Source organism: Mesorhizobium sp. CA12, from assembly GCF_020165255.1.
GTDB lineage: Bacteria > Pseudomonadota > Alphaproteobacteria > Rhizobiales > Rhizobiaceae > Mesorhizobium.
On record NZ_JAIUHT010000002.1, the window covers coordinates 40752 to 55413 of the forward strand.

Below are 14662 nucleotides of genomic sequence, written 5' to 3' on the forward strand. Positions count from 1 at the left end.
TCTTTCCTTTACTGTTGGCGGTTAACCTTGTGCCATTCGGGGACAAGGACGCCTTTCAATGGCTCGAAGACTTGGCGCTATGCTGGCAGCGGCGCGACGGAGCAAGCGTGCGCGCATCACGATCGCCGGGCTGGCCGCGGGCGTCGCCATGGCGGCGATATCGGCCTGCACGACCGGCGACGTCTTTGCGCTGCAGCCGGCCGTCGATGTCGGCAGCCAGACGGCAGCCGTGCCGCAGCCCGATGCGCCGCAATATTCCGGCATGCAGCGTCTTGTTCCGTCCAACCCCTATATGACGCAGGCCGCCTATCCGCGCATGGACGAGCCGATGTCGCCTCTCGAGCAGATGCCGGCCAGCGAGATCGACTGCCGCAACGAGCTGAGGCGGATGGGAGTCGTCTTTCAGGACGTCCAGCCGATCCATGAGGGCCGGTGCGGCATCGATTATCCGGTAAAAGTCTCGGCCATCGGCAACGTCGCCATGACGCCCGCGGCGACGCTGACCTGCAACATGGCCGCAACCTTTGCCGCCTGGACGAAGAACGAGCTGCAGCCGGCTGCCCGCTGGCGCTATTTCTCCGGCGTCAAGGCGATCCACCAGGGTTCCAGCTATTCCTGCCGCAACATCGCCGGCGAAGGCGTGCTGTCCGAGCACGGCAAGGGCAACGCCCTCGACGTCATGAGCATCGAGCTCAACAATGGCGACGACATCGACGTCCGCAAGCCCGGCCTGTTCGCCTTCCGCACGCGCGGCTTCCTCAACAATGTGCGCGCCGACGGTTGCGAGTATTTCACCACGGTGCTCGGCCCCGGCTACAATTACGACCACCGCAACCATTTCCATTTCGACATCAAGAACCGCAAAAGCGGTTACCGCGCCTGCCGCTAGTCTAGATTAGCCTTGGGCTTCGGTGGCAGCGATGATCTGCCGGGCGACCAGATCCTGGATATGCCAAAGATTTCTGTCGCGGATCCCGCTTTCCTCCAGCTTGGCGACCGTCCGGAAAAGATATTGCGCCGAGGAGCCCCAATGCCCGGCGGCGCGCGCCAGCGTGTGCGCAACCTGCTCCAACGCCAGCCTGCCGGCATAAGCCCTGCCCTCGGGCGCGGCGACAAAAGCCAGCGCACGCAATGGCCCGTCCCTGGTCCGGAGCTTGATCCAGCATGGCACGTTGGTCGGCGGGTTCGCATCTATTTCGCGACGAAGCAGTTGGACGATCTGCCCCTGATGGTCCTCCGCCGGCAGCCGATAGGCGATGCCGTTGCAGCTGCCTCCCCGGTCGAGCGCCAGCATCAGCGCCGGCAATTCACGCGTTCCGCGCCAGCGTGTCAGCTTCAGGCAAAATGAGCGGTGCCAACCCAGTGCCGTCGCCTGACGCTGCTCTTCATAGATGAATTCTGGATTCCAGATCAGCGAGCCATAGGCAAAGACCCAAAGCGTCTCAGGCCGATATTGCGCAAGCAGCTGTTCGGCCAGACCGTCAAATTCAGCGTCGCTATGCTCGCTTGTTCCGGGCTCGGGACCGGGATCCGGCTCCATGCGCTCGACCCTCGCGACAAGCTCGGCAGTCAGCGCCATTTTCCCGCGGCCTGTCTTTGTCGGTTCCATTCGCTGCACCCCGGTCAAGCGATAATCGATGGTAGACGGTCTCCAGATCGCTGGCCATTGATTTCCCGTGATTGTCGCGCAACACATGCCACACGGGATCGAGCGGCGTTCATGAGCCACAGAAGTTTGAGACGACGCGCGGTGATCTGGATCGCGGCTTTCTGCGCCTTCTACGTGATGCTCGCCTATCTCGCCGCGCCGGAATTCTGGACCTGGCGGGAGCGCGGCTTCCGCACCCGGCCCTTCGAGATGGTGACGCATACGCCGCAGGGCATTCCCGGCGACCCGATCAATGTCGGCCTTGTCGGCACCGAGAAGGAAGTTGTCCACGCCTTCGCGGTCGCGGGCTGGGACACTGCCGATGCCGTGACGCTGCAGACCGCGATCGACATCGGCGAAAGCGTCTTGTTTTCCCGCCCCTACCCCGATGCGCCGATGAGCCGCCTTCTGTTCGAGGGCCGAGCCCAGGACCTGGCCTTCGAGAAGCCGGTCGGCGACAGCGCCGACCGGCGCCACCACGTCCGCTTCTGGCAGACGGACACGGTGGGCGACGACGGCCGCCCGCTCTGGCTGGGCGCCGCGAGCTTCGACCGCGGCGTCGGCCTCAGCCACGATACCGGCGCCGTCACCCACCATATCGGCCCCGACATCGATGCGGAGCGCGACTTCCTGATCGGCGATCTGAAGGCTGCCGACCTGCTGGCCTCCACCAGCGAGATACCCGGGATCGGCGCCACCAAGGCCGGACGCAATGGCGGCGGCGACCCCTATTTCACCGACGGCATGGCCATTATCGGCGTTCTGAAGACGCAGCAGTGACGGCGCACCGTCACGCGCGCGCTGACGCCGAAGGTGCGCGTGGTGGTCGACGCGCTTGTCGGGCATTTTTCGGCGCCGCTTTGGGATGCCGCCTGAACAGCGCGCCTGTCATGTTCCAAAAATACCCGCGGGCTATTTTCGAACGCACTGCAGCAATGCTATTGACCGCCCATGCTATATGTTGAAATCGCCGTCGTGGCCGTCCTCATTCTGGTGAACGGCCTCTTGTCGATGTCGGAGCTAGCCATCGTCTCGTCGCGGCCCGCCCGCCTCAAGGCGATGATCGACCGCAACGTCAGGGGCGCGGGCCGCGCGCTGGCGCTCGGCTCTAATCCCGGCAAGTTCCTGTCCTCGGTGCAGATCGGCATCACCTTGGTCGGCGTTCTCTCCGGCGCCTTTTCGGGCGCCACGCTCGGCGAAAGGCTGGCGCAATATCTGGCGTCGACCGGCATCCGCGAAAACATCGCCGATCCTGTCGGCGTCGGCATCGTGGTTGCTTTGATCACCTATGCCTCGCTCATCGTCGGCGAGCTGGTGCCGAAGCAGATCGCGCTCAAGGATCCGGAGCGCGTCGCCGTCAGAGCCGCGCCGGCAATGACCATCCTCGCCACCTTCTCGGCGCCGCTCGTCTTCCTGCTCGACCTCTCGGGCCGCGCGGTGCTTTGGCTGCTTGGGCAGGCCGGCGAGACCGAAGAGAAGGTCACCGACGAGGAGATCAAGATGCTGGTCGCCGAGGCCGAGCATCACGGCACCATCGAATCCGATGAGCGCCGCATGATCGCAGGCGTCATGCGCCTCGGCGACCGCGCCGTGCGCGCCGTCATGACGCCGCGCACCGAGGTCGACTGGCTGAACCTGCAGTCAGACGACACGGCGGTCAAAAAACTTCTGATGGATACCCAGCACTCGCGGCTGCCCGTCGGCGACGGCAATGTCGACGCCATGGTCGGCGTCATCCAGACGCGCGACGTGCTGGCCGCCCTTCTGGCCGGCAGGGTGCTGGATCCGCGCCAGCATGTGCGCGCCGCCCCCATCGTGCATGATCAGGCCGACGCGCTCGATGTCCTGCAGAAGCTGAGGGAATCGGACGTGCCGATGGCCCTCGTTCACGACGAATACGGCCATTTCGAAGGCATCGTCACCCCGGCCGACATCCTCGAAGCCATCACCGGCGTGTTCCGCTCCGACCTCGAGGCCGGCGAGGAAGAGAACGCCGTCAAGCGCGATGACGGCTCGTGGCTGCTCGCCGGCTATATGCAGGCCGACGAGATGGCCGAGGTGCTGGGCATCGACCTGCCCGAAAACCGCGACTACGAGACCGTCGCCGGCTATGTGCTGTCGCATCTGCATCATCTGCCGACCACCGGCGAATGCGTCGACGCGCAAGGCTGGCGTTTCGAGGTGGTCGACCTCGACGGCCGCCGCATCGACAAGCTGATCGCCACCCGCCTGCCCGACGGCCACCGCCCGGTGGCGCGCTGAGGCGAAATTTATGTGGTGATCAACTCGCCGTCAGCTTTGAACGGCCAATCTGCTTTCCGGCAAACCGCCACAAGCTGCCGCGTCCAGCAGTGCAGGGTTGCCGCATAGAGAAGGCGGAAGCGCCAGATAGCGTTTCGATCATTCACCTTATCCGCCGATGTAGGCCGCCAATTCGTCAGGGGTTCCCTTGGGAAACGCCTGCTTCAAATAGTCGAGGAACGCCGATACGCGGACGCTGAGCAAGCGTCGGGACGGATAGAGCGTCCATAGGGCGATGTCCGGGCCGTCGACATCGCCCCAATGCACCAGCGTTCCAGCAGCCAGATCGTGACTTACAAGCGAGATCGGCAAACGTCCGGCGCCGACGCCCGCCCGGACGGCATCGCGGAACATGAGGAGCGACGAAAGGCGAAGGACTGGCTCAATCGCGATGCGCGACCGTCCGGTCGGCGTCGCGATGTCCCAGGCTGCAACGCGCTCGCCGGACTCCCGCACGACGGCCGGAACGGCGAGATCGTCAGTCGGTCTGGCGAGGCCCGGACTCGCGACCACGACCAGCCGGTCGCGCAGGAACACCCGTCCGACAAGACTTTCATCGGGCTCGGGATCGACCCGGATCACCAGATCGTATCCCTCCTCGATCATATCGACGGCCCGGTCTTCCGTCGTGACCTCGAGCCGGACTTCCGGATATTTCAGCGCGAACCCGGCGGCCAGCTTCCCCATCGCAGTTTGGGAGAAGAGCAGCGGCGCGCTGATCCGCAGCCTGCCCCGCGGCGTGCGTCCGCCCGAAGCGATCGCCGTCGCGGTTTCGTCCAATTCGGTCAGCAACGCTCCCGTCCGCTCGAAGAGCGCCCGTCCTTCCTCGGTGAGCTTCAGCGCACGCGCCCCGCGCTCGAACAGACGCAAGTCGAGGGCGGCCTCCAGTTCCGCGACTCGGCGAGACAGGGTCGCCTTCGGGCGCCCCGCGGCGCGCGCCGCCCTTCCAAACCCTCCGTGCCGGGCAACCAGATTGAAATCAGCGAGGGCGAGAAGGTCCATCTGTTCCAACATTGAGACGCTGTGTCCAAATGTAGCGCCTATCGGTTCGAATGTGGATCACTCATTTACGGGATGTCTTTTGACCCAAACCCGGAGTGAACCCCATGACCATTCTCGTTACCGGCGCGACCGGCAATGTCGGCAGCCAAGTCGTCAACCAACTCGTCAAGCGCGGCGCCGATGTCCGTGCGCTTGTCCGCGACCCTTCGAAGGCGAACTTCCCTGCGAGCGTCGCCGTGGTGCAGGGCGACCTGATCGACGTCGATTCTCTGCGCAGCGCCTTCTCGGGCGTTTCCACCCTATTTCTGCTCAATGCCGTGGTGCCCGACGAATTCACCCAGGCGCTGATCGCGCTCAACTTGGCCCGCGAGGCAGGCATCGAACGCATCGTCTACCTGTCGGTGATCCACGGTGAGCTTTACGCGAACGTGCCGCACTTCGCCGGCAAGCTCGCGGTCGAGCGGATGATCGAGCAGATGGGCCTCAACGCCACCATCCTTCGTCCGGCCTATTTCATGAACAACGAGTTCATGATCAAGGACGTGATCCTCAGCCAGGGCGTCTATCCGATGCCGATCGGCAGCAAAGGCTTGGCAATGGTCGACGCGCGCGACATAGCCGAGGTCGCGGCGATCGAGTTGCTTCGCCGCGAGCAGGCCGAAATTGCCCTCCCGCTCGACCGGATCAACCTCGTCGGTCCCGACACCCTGACCGGCACGGATGTCGCCGGCATCTGGACCGAGGTCCTGGGCCGCCAGATCGCCTATCCCGGCGAAGACCTGGCAGGCTTCGAACAGAACCTGCGGCAGTTCATGCCGGGTTGGATGGCATTCGACATGCGCCTGATGGGCGAGCACTTCATCAGTGAGGGCATGATTCCCGACGCTGGCGACGTCGACCGCCTGACCAAGCTGCTGGGCCGTCCGCTGCGCACTTATCGCGACTTCGCCGCAGAAATCGCCGCCGCGGCCTGACGCCGGCGGCAGCCTGCCACCCCAACATCAATCCCAAGGATACGATTATGATCTACTCAACCGCCACTGTTCCAGTGAACCCGGAAGGCGCGACCAGGCTGACCCGTGCGCAAGCCTGGGCCGGCCTGGAGCTCAAGGCTCGCGACGCCCGCGAATTCCTGCCGCCCGGCCTCTGCACCCGCTGCGATGTCGTGGAAGAAAGCGCGACGCATTTCGTGCGCGAAGCGACCATCGCGGGTGCAGATCTGCGCGAGATCATCACGCTTGAACCGGAGAGCAAAGTCACATTCTTCCAGGCCACCGGGCCACGCGAGGGCGCGATCATCAACGAACTGTTCGAGAGCGCCGACGGCACGCTCCATCTGCGCTTCTACTGCTATCTCGGCCTGCGTGGCAAAGAGCCGAACGGCCCCGAGGAGCAGGCCGAACAGGCGCAGTTCGACGGCGACCAGGGCTACAAAGCTGCCCTGCTGTCCACACTGAAGCGCACCCGCGAGTTGCTCATGGAGGGCCGGCTCTGACCATCACCCATGAACATCAACCAGGGACCTTCTCTCGTCGGCTTGGCTATTCTCGGACGAAGGTGTCGAGGCTGATGCCGAAGGCACGCCAGGTCCCCACCCGCTTGCGGGAAGCGGTTTCGCCCTCCTTGCCGGTGATGGTGCTGCCGGCCACTGTCAGCCACATCGTCTCCAGTCTGCCGTCCCGCAAAATGCCGGTGTAGCTCACGGCGGCAGGGCCGGCCGTACCCTCGCCGGCGGCCGTTACTCCAATCACGTCGCCATGCGCGATGCCGGATATCGGCACGGTCTGTCCATAGAAGCTGCTGTCTTCGAGCGCCGTGCGAAACGTGCCTTCAATCCGGCCGCCCTCCTCGCCGGTGATGTCGAGGACGGACCCATACTGATTGCGCCATCTGCCAAGCCAAGGCATCCCGCTCCTCCACGACTGTGCTGTCTTCGTCTTCGGTGGATTCGGGCCTGCATCTAACGCGCCGTTCCGAGCGGTCAACAGCGCGACGGCCAAAGGGATCAGCCTGGGATCCAGGCAAGACAGACAGCTCCGCAAATGGAAAGGGGCAGCGCTGGCGCCGCCCCTTTCCCATTGGGAGGACAGTATCGATCGACCGCTCAGGCGGCCTGGGCTTCGCCGGCGATCGCGTCGGCGGCGCGGGCCGCTTTCAGCACCCTTGCCCACCAGGCGACGTCATTGACCAGCGCGGCGGCCGACTGGTTCAGGTGCTCGAGATCCTCGAGCTTCTTCTCGCCCTGGCGAACCGCAAGGAAATCGCCCCAGGCGATGTGCACCGCCGACTTGACCGGCGCCATCTGCAGCTCGACGGCGATCAGCCGAAGGTGCTCGATCGCTCGCGAGCCGCCGACGCTGCCATAGCCGACAAAGCCGGCCGGCTTCTTGTTCCACTCATTGGCGGCGTAATCGATGGCGTTCTTCAGCACAGCGGTCGGGGCGTGATTGTATTCGGCGGCAGTGAAGATGAAGCCGTCGAACTCGGCGACCTTCTTCTGCCAGCGCTGCGCCACTTCGTTCTGCGACGGTGCCCAGGCGGACGAAGCGACCTCGTCGAAGAAAGGCAGCGGCCAGTCACGCAGATCGACGATCTCGACATCGATATCGGCGTGCGACTTGGCGATCTTGGCGATCCACTGCGTCGGCACGTCGGCGAAGCGGGCGGCGCGCGTCGAACCGACGACAATGGCGATTTTGGGCTTGGACATAAGGGGCTCTCCTTGCGGGAATTTCTGGTATCGTTTGGATACCGGCGCTATATGTGATACTGACAAATCGGCGCGCAAGGAGGCACTTCTTTGTTACTGAGGCACCCGCACAACACCGAGGACTGCCGGGCCGTTTCAGAAATCCTGCAACGGGTCGGCGACAAATGGACGGTGCTCGTCGTCGGCAAGCTCGGCGGCGGACCAATGCGCTTCAACGAATTGCGCGCCGCCGTCGGCGGCATTTCGCAAAAGATGCTGACCACCACCTTGCGCGGTTTGGAGCGCGACGGCTTCGTCACGCGCAAGGTGTTTCCGACAATTCCGCCACGTGTCGACTACGAGCTCACCCAACTCGGTCACGAGCTCCTCGTGCCGGTCGGCGCGCTCGGCGAATGGGCGCGCAAGAACACCAATCGAGTCCGCGAAGCGCGCGCGAAATTCGACGGCCTGCAGGCCTGAAACCCTTGAAGTTCAAGGATTTCTGAACCATTGGATGAGCCATGCGGCTGGGCGCAGGGCCCGTCCCACCTTCCGGTTTAATGGATCCGCTGCGGCCCCGCAGTCAGCCTCGCCGGCGTCTCCGCGCAACCGGCTCGCCAAGGAGATCCGTCTTTGGCCGGCAACGGATCAGGCGCTTGGGGCAGTGCTGTCGCAGCACGCGGTCGAGCAGCTCTCCCGCTGCGCGGCCTTCTTGTCGATCGCCTTCGGGCCCCGCATGCAGGCGACGTGTGGAAGGCCTTTGCTGACCTCCACATAGGCTGTTATCCCGAGCAGGCAGACCAAGGCAATAAGAGCTGCCACGAGCCAGCCGTTCAGCATATGTTGACGCATTGTCTTTCCCTCGCGCCTACAAGGTGGGGGGTGAAGGCAACCATTGGATGTCGCGAAGCGAATCTCCCGAGCAGGCGTTGTTACAAAGCGGCAAGTCTGGGGAGAATCAGTATCCCGCCGGAGCGTCAGCTCTCGGCCGGAACCGGCTTCGGCTTGCCCTCGCCGTCGAGCGCCACCATGACGAAGTCGGCATGGGTGACCTTCTCCATCAGATCGGAAAGATAGCGCTGCGCCCAGGCTTCGACCTTGAGCACCATCGAGGTGCGGCCGACGCGCTCGACATGGGTGTAGATGCAGAGCGTGTCGCCGATCTTCATCGGCTTGGCGAAGGACATCTCCTTGACTGCGGCGGTGACCACGCGGCCCTTGGCGCGCTCGGCGGCGCGGATGCCGCAGGCAAGGTCCATCTGCGCCATCACCCAGCCGCCGAAGATGTCGCCGGCCGCATTGGCGTCGGACGGCATGGCGAGCGTGCGCAAGGTCAGATCGCCAATGGGTTTTCCGTCCGCGTAATGCACCATGGCAAAATCCTCAAAGGGCAGCTTCTGTTGCGTATCAATGCGACCGCCATGTCGCAAGCTCTGGTAAAGGCGAAATGTGCCTCACTGCGCCGGTCGCTTTTTTCACAAGCCATGCCGGAAGCCACGGCGACGCCGCAAGCCGGCAATGTCTAGGGTAAGCGCAACAGCGCGGAGCCCGCTTTTCCATCATGCAGACTTACGACTTCATCATCGTCGGCTCCGGCTCGGCCGGTTCGGTCGTTGCCGACAGGCTGTCGGCTTCGGGCCGCTTCTCGGTGCTGGTGCTGGAAGCCGGCGGAACCGACCGGCGCTTCTACGTCCAGATGCCGCTCGGCTACGGCAAGACCTTCTTCGACCCGGCCGTCAACTGGAACTACAAGGCCGAGCCGGATCCCGGCCTTGCGGGCAACAGCGACCACTGGCCGCGCGGCAAGCTGCTCGGCGGCTCGAGCTCGATCAACGCCATGGTCTATATCAGGGGCGCGCGCGAGGATTTCGATGCCTGGGCCGCCGCAGGCAATCCCGGCTGGGCCTATGACGACCTCCTGCCATCCTTCAAGGCGCTGGAAGACAATGCGGCGGGCGCCGACCAGTGGCGCGGCGTCGGTGGCCCCTTGCACATCACCGACTGCACGAACGCGGTGCATCCGCTGACCAAGCGCTATCTTGCCGCCGCACAGCAAGCCGGGCTGCCGCTCAATCCGGACTTCAACGGCGCCTCCCAGGAAGGCGTCGGCGTCTACCAGATCACGACGAAGAACGGACGCCGCATGTCGGCCGCCCGCGCCTTCCTGCGGCCGGCGATGAAACGCGGCAATGTCCGTGTCGAAACCAACGCCCTGGCGACGAAAATCCTGTTCGAGGGCAAACGCGCCGTCGGCATCGAATACGAGCAGAACGGGCAGAAGAAGACGGCTCGCGCGGGCCGCGAGGTGATACTGTCGGGCGGCTCGATCAACTCGCCGCAGTTGCTGCAGCTGTCCGGTATCGGCCCTGCGGCATTGCTGGCCGACCTCGGCATCCCGGTCGTCCATGCCAACGACAATATCGGCGCCAATCTGCAGGACCATGTCGGCATCAACTACACCTTCAAGGGCAAGCTGCCGACGCTCAATCAGATCCTCAGGCCCTGGTGGGGCAAGCTGCTCGTCGGCATGCAATACATCCTCTTGCGCTCCGGTCCGCTGTCGCTGTCGATGAACAATGCCGGCGGTTTCTTCCGCACCGACCCGTCGATGACGCGGCCGAACATGCAGCTCTATTTCCAGGCTTTCTCGACCGTCATCCCGAAGAGCGGCGAGCGTCCGATCCTGACGCCCGACCCCTGGCCGGGCTTCTCGATCGGCCTGTCCAATTGCCGGCCCTCGAGCCGCGGCGAGATCATGATCCGCTCGAAGGACCCGCGCGAGTATCCAAGGATCACGCCCAACGCCTATTCGACCAACGCCGATGTCGACGAGATGCTGGCGGCGGTGAAGTTCGTGCGCAAGATCGCCTCGATGCCGGCCATAGCCGAGATCATCGAGGAAGAGGTTCTGCCCGGCCCCTCGATCCAGTCGGACGCCGACCTGATCCAGGATTTCAGGAAACGCTCGGGCACCGTCTATCACCCGGTCTCGACCTGCCGCATGGGACCTGACGCATCGCGCGCCGTCGTCGACCCGCGGCTTCGGGTGCATGGGCTGGACGGTCTGCGCGTCATCGACGCTTCAATTTTCCCCGACAACATCACGGGCAACACCAACGCCGCCGCGATGCTGACCGGATGGAAAGGCGCCGACCTGGTTCTGGAGGATCACACATGAAAATCATCGACGTGAAGACCTGGGTTGTCGGCAACCCGCCGCCCGGCATCGGCGGCAAGTATTTCATCTTCGTCAAGCTCACCACCGATGGCGGCGTGGTCGGCTACGGCGAGGCCTACAACGCCACCTTCTCCGCGCATGTCACCGCCAGGATGATCGAGGACATGGCCGAGCGCTATCTCGTCGGCCGCGATCCGCACGACATCGAGAATTTCTTCCGCCGCGCCTATTCTTCCGGCTTCACCCAGCGCCCCGACGTCTCCGGCATGGGCTGCTTCTCGGCGCTCGAAATGGCCTGCTGGGACATCGTCGGCAAGGAGGCCGGCAAGCCGGTCTACAAGCTGCTCGGCGGCCAAGTGCACGAGACCCTGCGCTCCTACACCTACCTCTATCCGCACACCGGCAGCGTCCATTCGGAAGATGCGCGCGGCAAGAACGTCTACAACGATCCCGACATGGCTGCGGCCTGCGCGCTCGAATATGTCGAGCAGGGTTTTAATGCCGTGAAGCTCGATCCGGCCGGCCCCTACACCGCCTATGACGGCCATCAGCCGCGCTTGATCGACATCGACCTGTCGGCGCGCATGGTCAAGGCGATCCGCGAAGGAGTCGGTAACAGGGCGGATATCCTGTTTGGCACGCATGGCCAGTTCACCGCCTCGGGCGCGCTGCGGCTCGCCCGCGCCATCGAGCCCTACGATCCGCTGTGGTTCGAGGAGCCGGTGCCGCCTGATATGCCCGAGGTGATGGCGCAAGTCGCCCGCCAGACCTCCATCCCGATAGCAACCGGCGAGCGGCTGACGACGAAGTTCGAGTTCGCCCGCGTCATCGAGAACCGCGCCGCGACCATCCTGCAGCCGGATCTCGGCCGCTCCGGCGGCATTCTCGAGACTAAGAAGATCGCCGCCATGGCCGAGGCCTACCACATCCAGGTCGCGCCGCACTGCTACTGCGGCCCGATCGTCGGCGCCGCCAACATCCAGCTCGCGGTGACGCTGCCCAACTTCCTGATCCTGGAATCGCTCAAGCAGTGGGACGGTTTCCACGCCACGCTGCTCAAAAAGAAAATCGAATGGCAGGACGGCAACGTCATCCCCTCGAAAGAGCCCGGCCTCGGCGTCGAGCTCGACGAGGCGGTCTGCGAGGCCCATCCCTATAGCGGCAAGGAGCTGCATCTGCAGATGATGCAGACGCCGCTGATGCCGTGACCCTCGCTTACGCCTTCGTCGGCCTTGGCCATCTCGGCGGCAACCTTGCCGCCAGCCTGCTGCGCAACGGCTTTGCCGTCACCGTCTTCGACCGCGACCCGGGGGCGGTCGAGCGCCTTGTCGCGCTCGGCGCCACGGCGGCGGCGAGTCCGGCGGAAGCCGCTGCCCGCGCCGGCAACGCGATCACCTGCCTGCCCTCGCCGAAGGTCAGCGAAACTGTGCTCGCCGGCCCCGACGGATTGCTCCAGGGCCTGCCCGCGGGCGGCACCTGGATCGAGATGTCGACCAATGGCCGTGACGAGATTTTACGACTCGCCGCGCTGGCATCGGCACAAGGCATCGAGACGCTCGAATGCCCGGTGACCGGCGGCGTGCATCTGGCCGCAGTGGGCAGGATCACGGCGCTCGTCGGCGGCGATGCGGCGCTCTACGAACGCCATCGTCCGGCCATCGAGGCGATGTGCGCGAAATCCTTCCTGATGGGCCCGGTCGGCTCGGCGGCGGTGATCAAGGTCATCACCAATATGCTCGCCTTCATCCATCTCGTCGCCGCCGGCGAAGCGTTGATGCTGGCGAAGCAGGGCGGCCTCGACCTTGCGCAAGCCTACCACGCCATCGTCGCCTCTTCCGGCAACAGCTTCGTCCACGAAACCGAAAGCCAGCTCGTGCTCAACGGCTCCTACGACATCGGCTTCACCATGGATCTGGCGCTGAAGGACCTCGGCTTCGCGCTTGCCATGGGCAGGGATTTCGGCGCGCCGCTCGACCTTGCCACCCGCGTCAACGCGATTTTCGAAGAGGGTAAGCGCGCCTATGGCGGTGGCGCCTCGTCGACACAGATCGTCAAGCTTTTGGAAGACGCGGTCGGGACGGAGCTTCGCGCGCCGGGCTTTCCGGCCAAGCTCGAACTGTAACCCTGCAGAAATTAGCCAGCTGTTTCAATTGCCTGACCGCACCGGCTGAATCGGGCTCTTAACCGGTTGATTCAACCCCTCAGCATTAGCGCGCCGGGCAGGATCTCAAACGTCGCCGGAATTCGGCCTGGCGACTCGCCGTCTATGTCGACCAGCGCGCCGTTCTTCTCGGCATCGCCGAGCGGCTCGACCAGCACCTTGCGGCCACGCAGGATGGTGATTGCCGGATGGTTGCGGTGGCGTCCGCCATAGAGCAGGCGGAGGTCGCGGATCAAGCCGAGCTTGCCGGCGGCCCGCAGGATGACGATGTCGAATTGGCCGTCAGCGAGCTCGGCGTCCGGCGCGATCATCATGCCGCCGCCGAAGAATTTGCCGTTGGCCACCGCCACCAGCGCCATGCGCGCCTCGACCGGCTCGCCGTCGTCGATGGTGATCCTGACATCCTGAAAACGGTAGCGGATGAACTCCAGCACGGTGCGCCAGAAGAACAGCGCCTTGGCCGAGACCCTGCCCTTGCGCTTGTCCGCATTGACGGCGCGATCCGTCGCGCCGGACAGGCCGAGGCTGGCGATGTTGATGAAGTGGCGGCTTGCCAGCGCGCCGTGGTCGTCGATGTAGCAGATGCGGCCGGCGTCGATTTTTCGGGCCTTGGAATCGGCGACCCGCTTCAGCGCGGCATCGATGCCGCGCGGCAAGTCGAGCCCGCGCGCGAAGTCGATGCCGGTACCACAGGGCAGAAGGCCAAGCGCGGCTTCCTGGCCGGTCTCATCTTGTGCCTGCAGCAACTCGTCGGCCACCTCGCTTGCGGTGCCGTCGCCGCCTGCCGCGATCACCAGGTCGCACCCGCCGGCGGCGAGATCGATCGCCAGCCGCTCTGCGTCGCCGCTGGCCTGAGTTTCCCGCAAGTCGAAATCGCCGAAATTCCTGTTGAGCGATGCCGCGGCCTCCGCCCAATGCCGCTTGAGCCTGCCGCCGCCGGCAATCGGATTGAGAACAACCCCGACTTTCAAGTCGACCTCCCCCGAGGCAAGTCGCGCAACTAGTACCCAGAGTCTTTTGCCGACATTGAAACGCGGACCGGGCGCCGGAGCAAGGCTCCAACATCGAGCGGTCACAGAAAAGCCGGGGCAGGCCGTCTAAGCGGTTCGGCCGGCGGATTCCGAAGCTTTCGCCATTGGTCCCCGATAATCCCGCTATCCACAGGCGCGCCGGCATTTCCCAGAGCCCTTACCCGGCGTACATTCAACCCATCTCAGGCGGCTACCGAACGCCCAGCCGAAAGGCAAAAGCGCAAGGCGGATTTCCTGAGGCCCGTACGGCCCAGAACGAGAGCAGGCTTGCCTGTTGGAGGGACGGATGCCGAGACCTACGGGTGCCGCGGAAAGCGTGCCAACGCCGACGGCGGACCGATGCTGCCATGAAGGCCGGTAAAAACCTTCGATGGCACGCTGGGCGAAGCCTGCAAGGGTGGAGATCGGCGTGGTCTGGAACGGGAGCTGCCCTTCGGGCGGCGACTGGCAGGACCGTCAAAATCAAGGCCGGCCTGGCGCGACGACTTTACGGAAGTTGCTGCCTTGACTGGTTCCTGATCTGACAGGGAGGCGCTGGGAGAAATCCCAGCGCCAACTGTCTTTTTGGCCCGCCTCACAGGCTACCGCGCCTTCCGGGCGTCCGCTGCTGATGCTTTCCGGCCACAGTCGCCGGCCAAGCAACCTTCCGTAA

At 64.5% G+C, this 14662-nt stretch carries 16 protein-coding genes; 9 read left to right on the forward strand and 7 right to left on the reverse strand.

Going from position 1 to position 14662, the window contains the following annotated elements; all coding sequences use genetic code 11:
* Nucleotides 1-58: 58 nt before the first annotated feature.
* On the forward strand, nucleotides 59-889 hold the full coding sequence (locus LB520_RS04335; RefSeq protein WP_224636573.1) for an extensin family protein: 831 nt from the start codon (nucleotides 59-61) through the stop codon (nucleotides 887-889).
* Between the two features lie 6 nt (nucleotides 890-895).
* Here the strand turns inward: LB520_RS04335 and LB520_RS04340 are convergent, their stop codons facing one another.
* Nucleotides 896-1579, reverse strand: coding sequence for a gamma-glutamylcyclotransferase (locus LB520_RS04340; RefSeq protein ID WP_224636574.1), 684 nt, complete (start codon nucleotides 1577-1579; stop codon nucleotides 896-898).
* 141 nt (nucleotides 1580-1720) lie between these two features.
* On the opposite strand from LB520_RS04340, the gene LB520_RS04345 reads away from it, so the two are divergent.
* Both LB520_RS04345 and LB520_RS04350 read left to right on the forward strand, forming a co-directional pair.
* Nucleotides 1721-2428 carry an LssY C-terminal domain-containing protein gene (locus LB520_RS04345; protein ID WP_224636575.1) on the forward strand — a complete coding sequence of 236 codons (708 nt, stop codon included), beginning with the start codon at nucleotides 1721-1723 and terminating at the stop codon, nucleotides 2426-2428.
* 171 nt (nucleotides 2429-2599) lie between these two features.
* Nucleotides 2600-3910 carry a hemolysin family protein gene (locus tag LB520_RS04350; RefSeq protein ID WP_224604546.1) on the forward strand — a complete coding sequence of 437 codons (1311 nt, stop codon included), beginning with the start codon at nucleotides 2600-2602 and terminating at the stop codon, nucleotides 3908-3910.
* A 147-nt stretch (nucleotides 3911-4057) separates the two neighbouring features.
* On the opposite strand, the gene LB520_RS04355 is transcribed toward LB520_RS04350, so the two are convergent.
* A complete protein-coding gene (locus tag LB520_RS04355) occupies nucleotides 4058-4951 on the reverse strand; it encodes a LysR family transcriptional regulator (protein WP_224636864.1) in 894 nt (297 codons plus the stop codon).
* Between the two features lie 104 nt (nucleotides 4952-5055).
* Here LB520_RS04355 and LB520_RS04360 point away from each other — a divergent pair, with 104 nt between their 5' ends.
* The gene (locus LB520_RS04360) at nucleotides 5056-5925 is read left to right on the forward strand and encodes an SDR family oxidoreductase (protein ID WP_224636576.1); all 870 of its coding nucleotides are present in this window, start codon (nucleotides 5056-5058) and stop codon (nucleotides 5923-5925) included.
* Between the two features lie 47 nt (nucleotides 5926-5972).
* Complete coding sequence (locus tag LB520_RS04365) at nucleotides 5973-6446, forward strand: SRPBCC family protein (protein ID WP_224636577.1); 474 nt, start codon at nucleotides 5973-5975, stop codon at nucleotides 6444-6446.
* A 46-nt stretch (nucleotides 6447-6492) separates the two neighbouring features.
* On the opposite strand, the gene LB520_RS04370 is transcribed toward LB520_RS04365, so the two are convergent.
* Nucleotides 6493-6858 (reverse strand): avidin/streptavidin family protein, encoded by a 366-nt coding sequence (locus LB520_RS04370; protein WP_224636578.1) that lies wholly within the window; start codon nucleotides 6856-6858, stop codon nucleotides 6493-6495.
* Between the two features lie 197 nt (nucleotides 6859-7055).
* Entirely contained in the window at nucleotides 7056-7661 is a 606-nt protein-coding gene (locus LB520_RS04375) for an NADPH-dependent FMN reductase (protein ID WP_095766563.1), read from the reverse strand.
* A gap of 90 nt (nucleotides 7662-7751) precedes the next feature.
* On the opposite strand from LB520_RS04375, the gene LB520_RS04380 reads away from it, so the two are divergent.
* Nucleotides 7752-8120, forward strand: coding sequence for a winged helix-turn-helix transcriptional regulator (locus tag LB520_RS04380; protein ID WP_140629822.1), 369 nt, complete (start codon nucleotides 7752-7754; stop codon nucleotides 8118-8120).
* Nucleotides 8121-8288: 168 nt separating this feature from the next.
* Here LB520_RS04380 and LB520_RS04385 read toward each other — a convergent pair whose 3' ends face one another.
* The gene (locus LB520_RS04385; RefSeq protein WP_224626867.1) at nucleotides 8289-8492 is read right to left on the reverse strand and encodes a hypothetical protein; all 204 of its coding nucleotides are present in this window, start codon (nucleotides 8490-8492) and stop codon (nucleotides 8289-8291) included.
* A gap of 125 nt (nucleotides 8493-8617) precedes the next feature.
* Nucleotides 8618-9013 carry an acyl-CoA thioesterase gene (locus tag LB520_RS04390; RefSeq protein WP_140838613.1) on the reverse strand — a complete coding sequence of 132 codons (396 nt, stop codon included), beginning with the start codon at nucleotides 9011-9013 and terminating at the stop codon, nucleotides 8618-8620.
* A gap of 188 nt (nucleotides 9014-9201) precedes the next feature.
* Between LB520_RS04390 and LB520_RS04395 the strand changes: the two genes are divergently transcribed.
* The 3 genes from LB520_RS04395 to LB520_RS04405 are packed head-to-tail and all read left to right on the forward strand — an operon-like array spanning nucleotide 9202 to nucleotide 12940.
* Entirely contained in the window at nucleotides 9202-10818 is a 1617-nt protein-coding gene (locus LB520_RS04395; RefSeq protein WP_224636579.1) for a GMC family oxidoreductase, read from the forward strand.
* Nucleotides 10815-12026 carry a mandelate racemase/muconate lactonizing enzyme family protein gene (locus tag LB520_RS04400; RefSeq protein ID WP_224636580.1) on the forward strand — a complete coding sequence of 404 codons (1212 nt, stop codon included), beginning with the start codon at nucleotides 10815-10817 and terminating at the stop codon, nucleotides 12024-12026. The genes LB520_RS04395 and LB520_RS04400 overlap by 4 nt, the downstream gene beginning before the upstream one ends.
* Nucleotides 12023-12940, forward strand: a complete 918-nt coding sequence (locus LB520_RS04405) for an NAD(P)-dependent oxidoreductase (protein ID WP_224636581.1) — start codon at nucleotides 12023-12025, stop codon at nucleotides 12938-12940. The genes LB520_RS04400 and LB520_RS04405 overlap by 4 nt, the downstream gene beginning before the upstream one ends.
* Nucleotides 12941-13011: 71 nt before the next feature.
* On the opposite strand, the gene LB520_RS04410 is transcribed toward LB520_RS04405, so the two are convergent.
* A complete protein-coding gene (locus LB520_RS04410) occupies nucleotides 13012-13950 on the reverse strand; it encodes a diacylglycerol/lipid kinase family protein (RefSeq protein WP_224636583.1) in 939 nt (312 codons plus the stop codon).
* Between the last annotated feature and the right edge of the window lie 712 nt (nucleotides 13951-14662).

Bases quoted from the DNA above. Each gene is read 5' to 3' on its own strand.
- LB520_RS04375 (WP_095766563.1), bottom strand. From the start codon at position 7,661: ATGTCCAAGCCCAAAATCGCCATTGTCGTCGGTTCGACGCGCGCCGCC.
- LB520_RS04385 (WP_224626867.1), bottom strand. From the start codon at position 8,492: ATGCGTCAACATATGCTGAACGGCTGGCTCGTGGCAGCTCTTATTGCC.
- LB520_RS04360 (WP_224636576.1), top strand. From the start codon at position 5,056: ATGACCATTCTCGTTACCGGCGCGACCGGCAATGTCGGCAGCCAAGTC.
- LB520_RS04400 (WP_224636580.1), top strand. From the start codon at position 10,815: ATGAAAATCATCGACGTGAAGACCTGGGTTGTCGGCAACCCGCCGCCC.
- LB520_RS04335 (WP_224636573.1), top strand. From the start codon at position 59: ATGGCTCGAAGACTTGGCGCTATGCTGGCAGCGGCGCGACGGAGCAAG.
- LB520_RS04340 (WP_224636574.1), bottom strand. From the start codon at position 1,579: ATGGCGCTGACTGCCGAGCTTGTCGCGAGGGTCGAGCGCATGGAGCCG.
- LB520_RS04390 (WP_140838613.1), bottom strand. From the start codon at position 9,013: ATGGTGCATTACGCGGACGGAAAACCCATTGGCGATCTGACCTTGCGC.
- LB520_RS04370 (WP_224636578.1), bottom strand. From the start codon at position 6,858: ATGCCTTGGCTTGGCAGATGGCGCAATCAGTATGGGTCCGTCCTCGAC.
- LB520_RS04355 (WP_224636864.1), bottom strand. From the start codon at position 4,951: ATGGACCTTCTCGCCCTCGCTGATTTCAATCTGGTTGCCCGGCACGGA.
- LB520_RS04345 (WP_224636575.1), top strand. From the start codon at position 1,721: ATGAGCCACAGAAGTTTGAGACGACGCGCGGTGATCTGGATCGCGGCT.
- LB520_RS04395 (WP_224636579.1), top strand. From the start codon at position 9,202: ATGCAGACTTACGACTTCATCATCGTCGGCTCCGGCTCGGCCGGTTCG.
- LB520_RS04350 (WP_224604546.1), top strand. From the start codon at position 2,600: ATGCTATATGTTGAAATCGCCGTCGTGGCCGTCCTCATTCTGGTGAAC.
- LB520_RS04365 (WP_224636577.1), top strand. From the start codon at position 5,973: ATGATCTACTCAACCGCCACTGTTCCAGTGAACCCGGAAGGCGCGACC.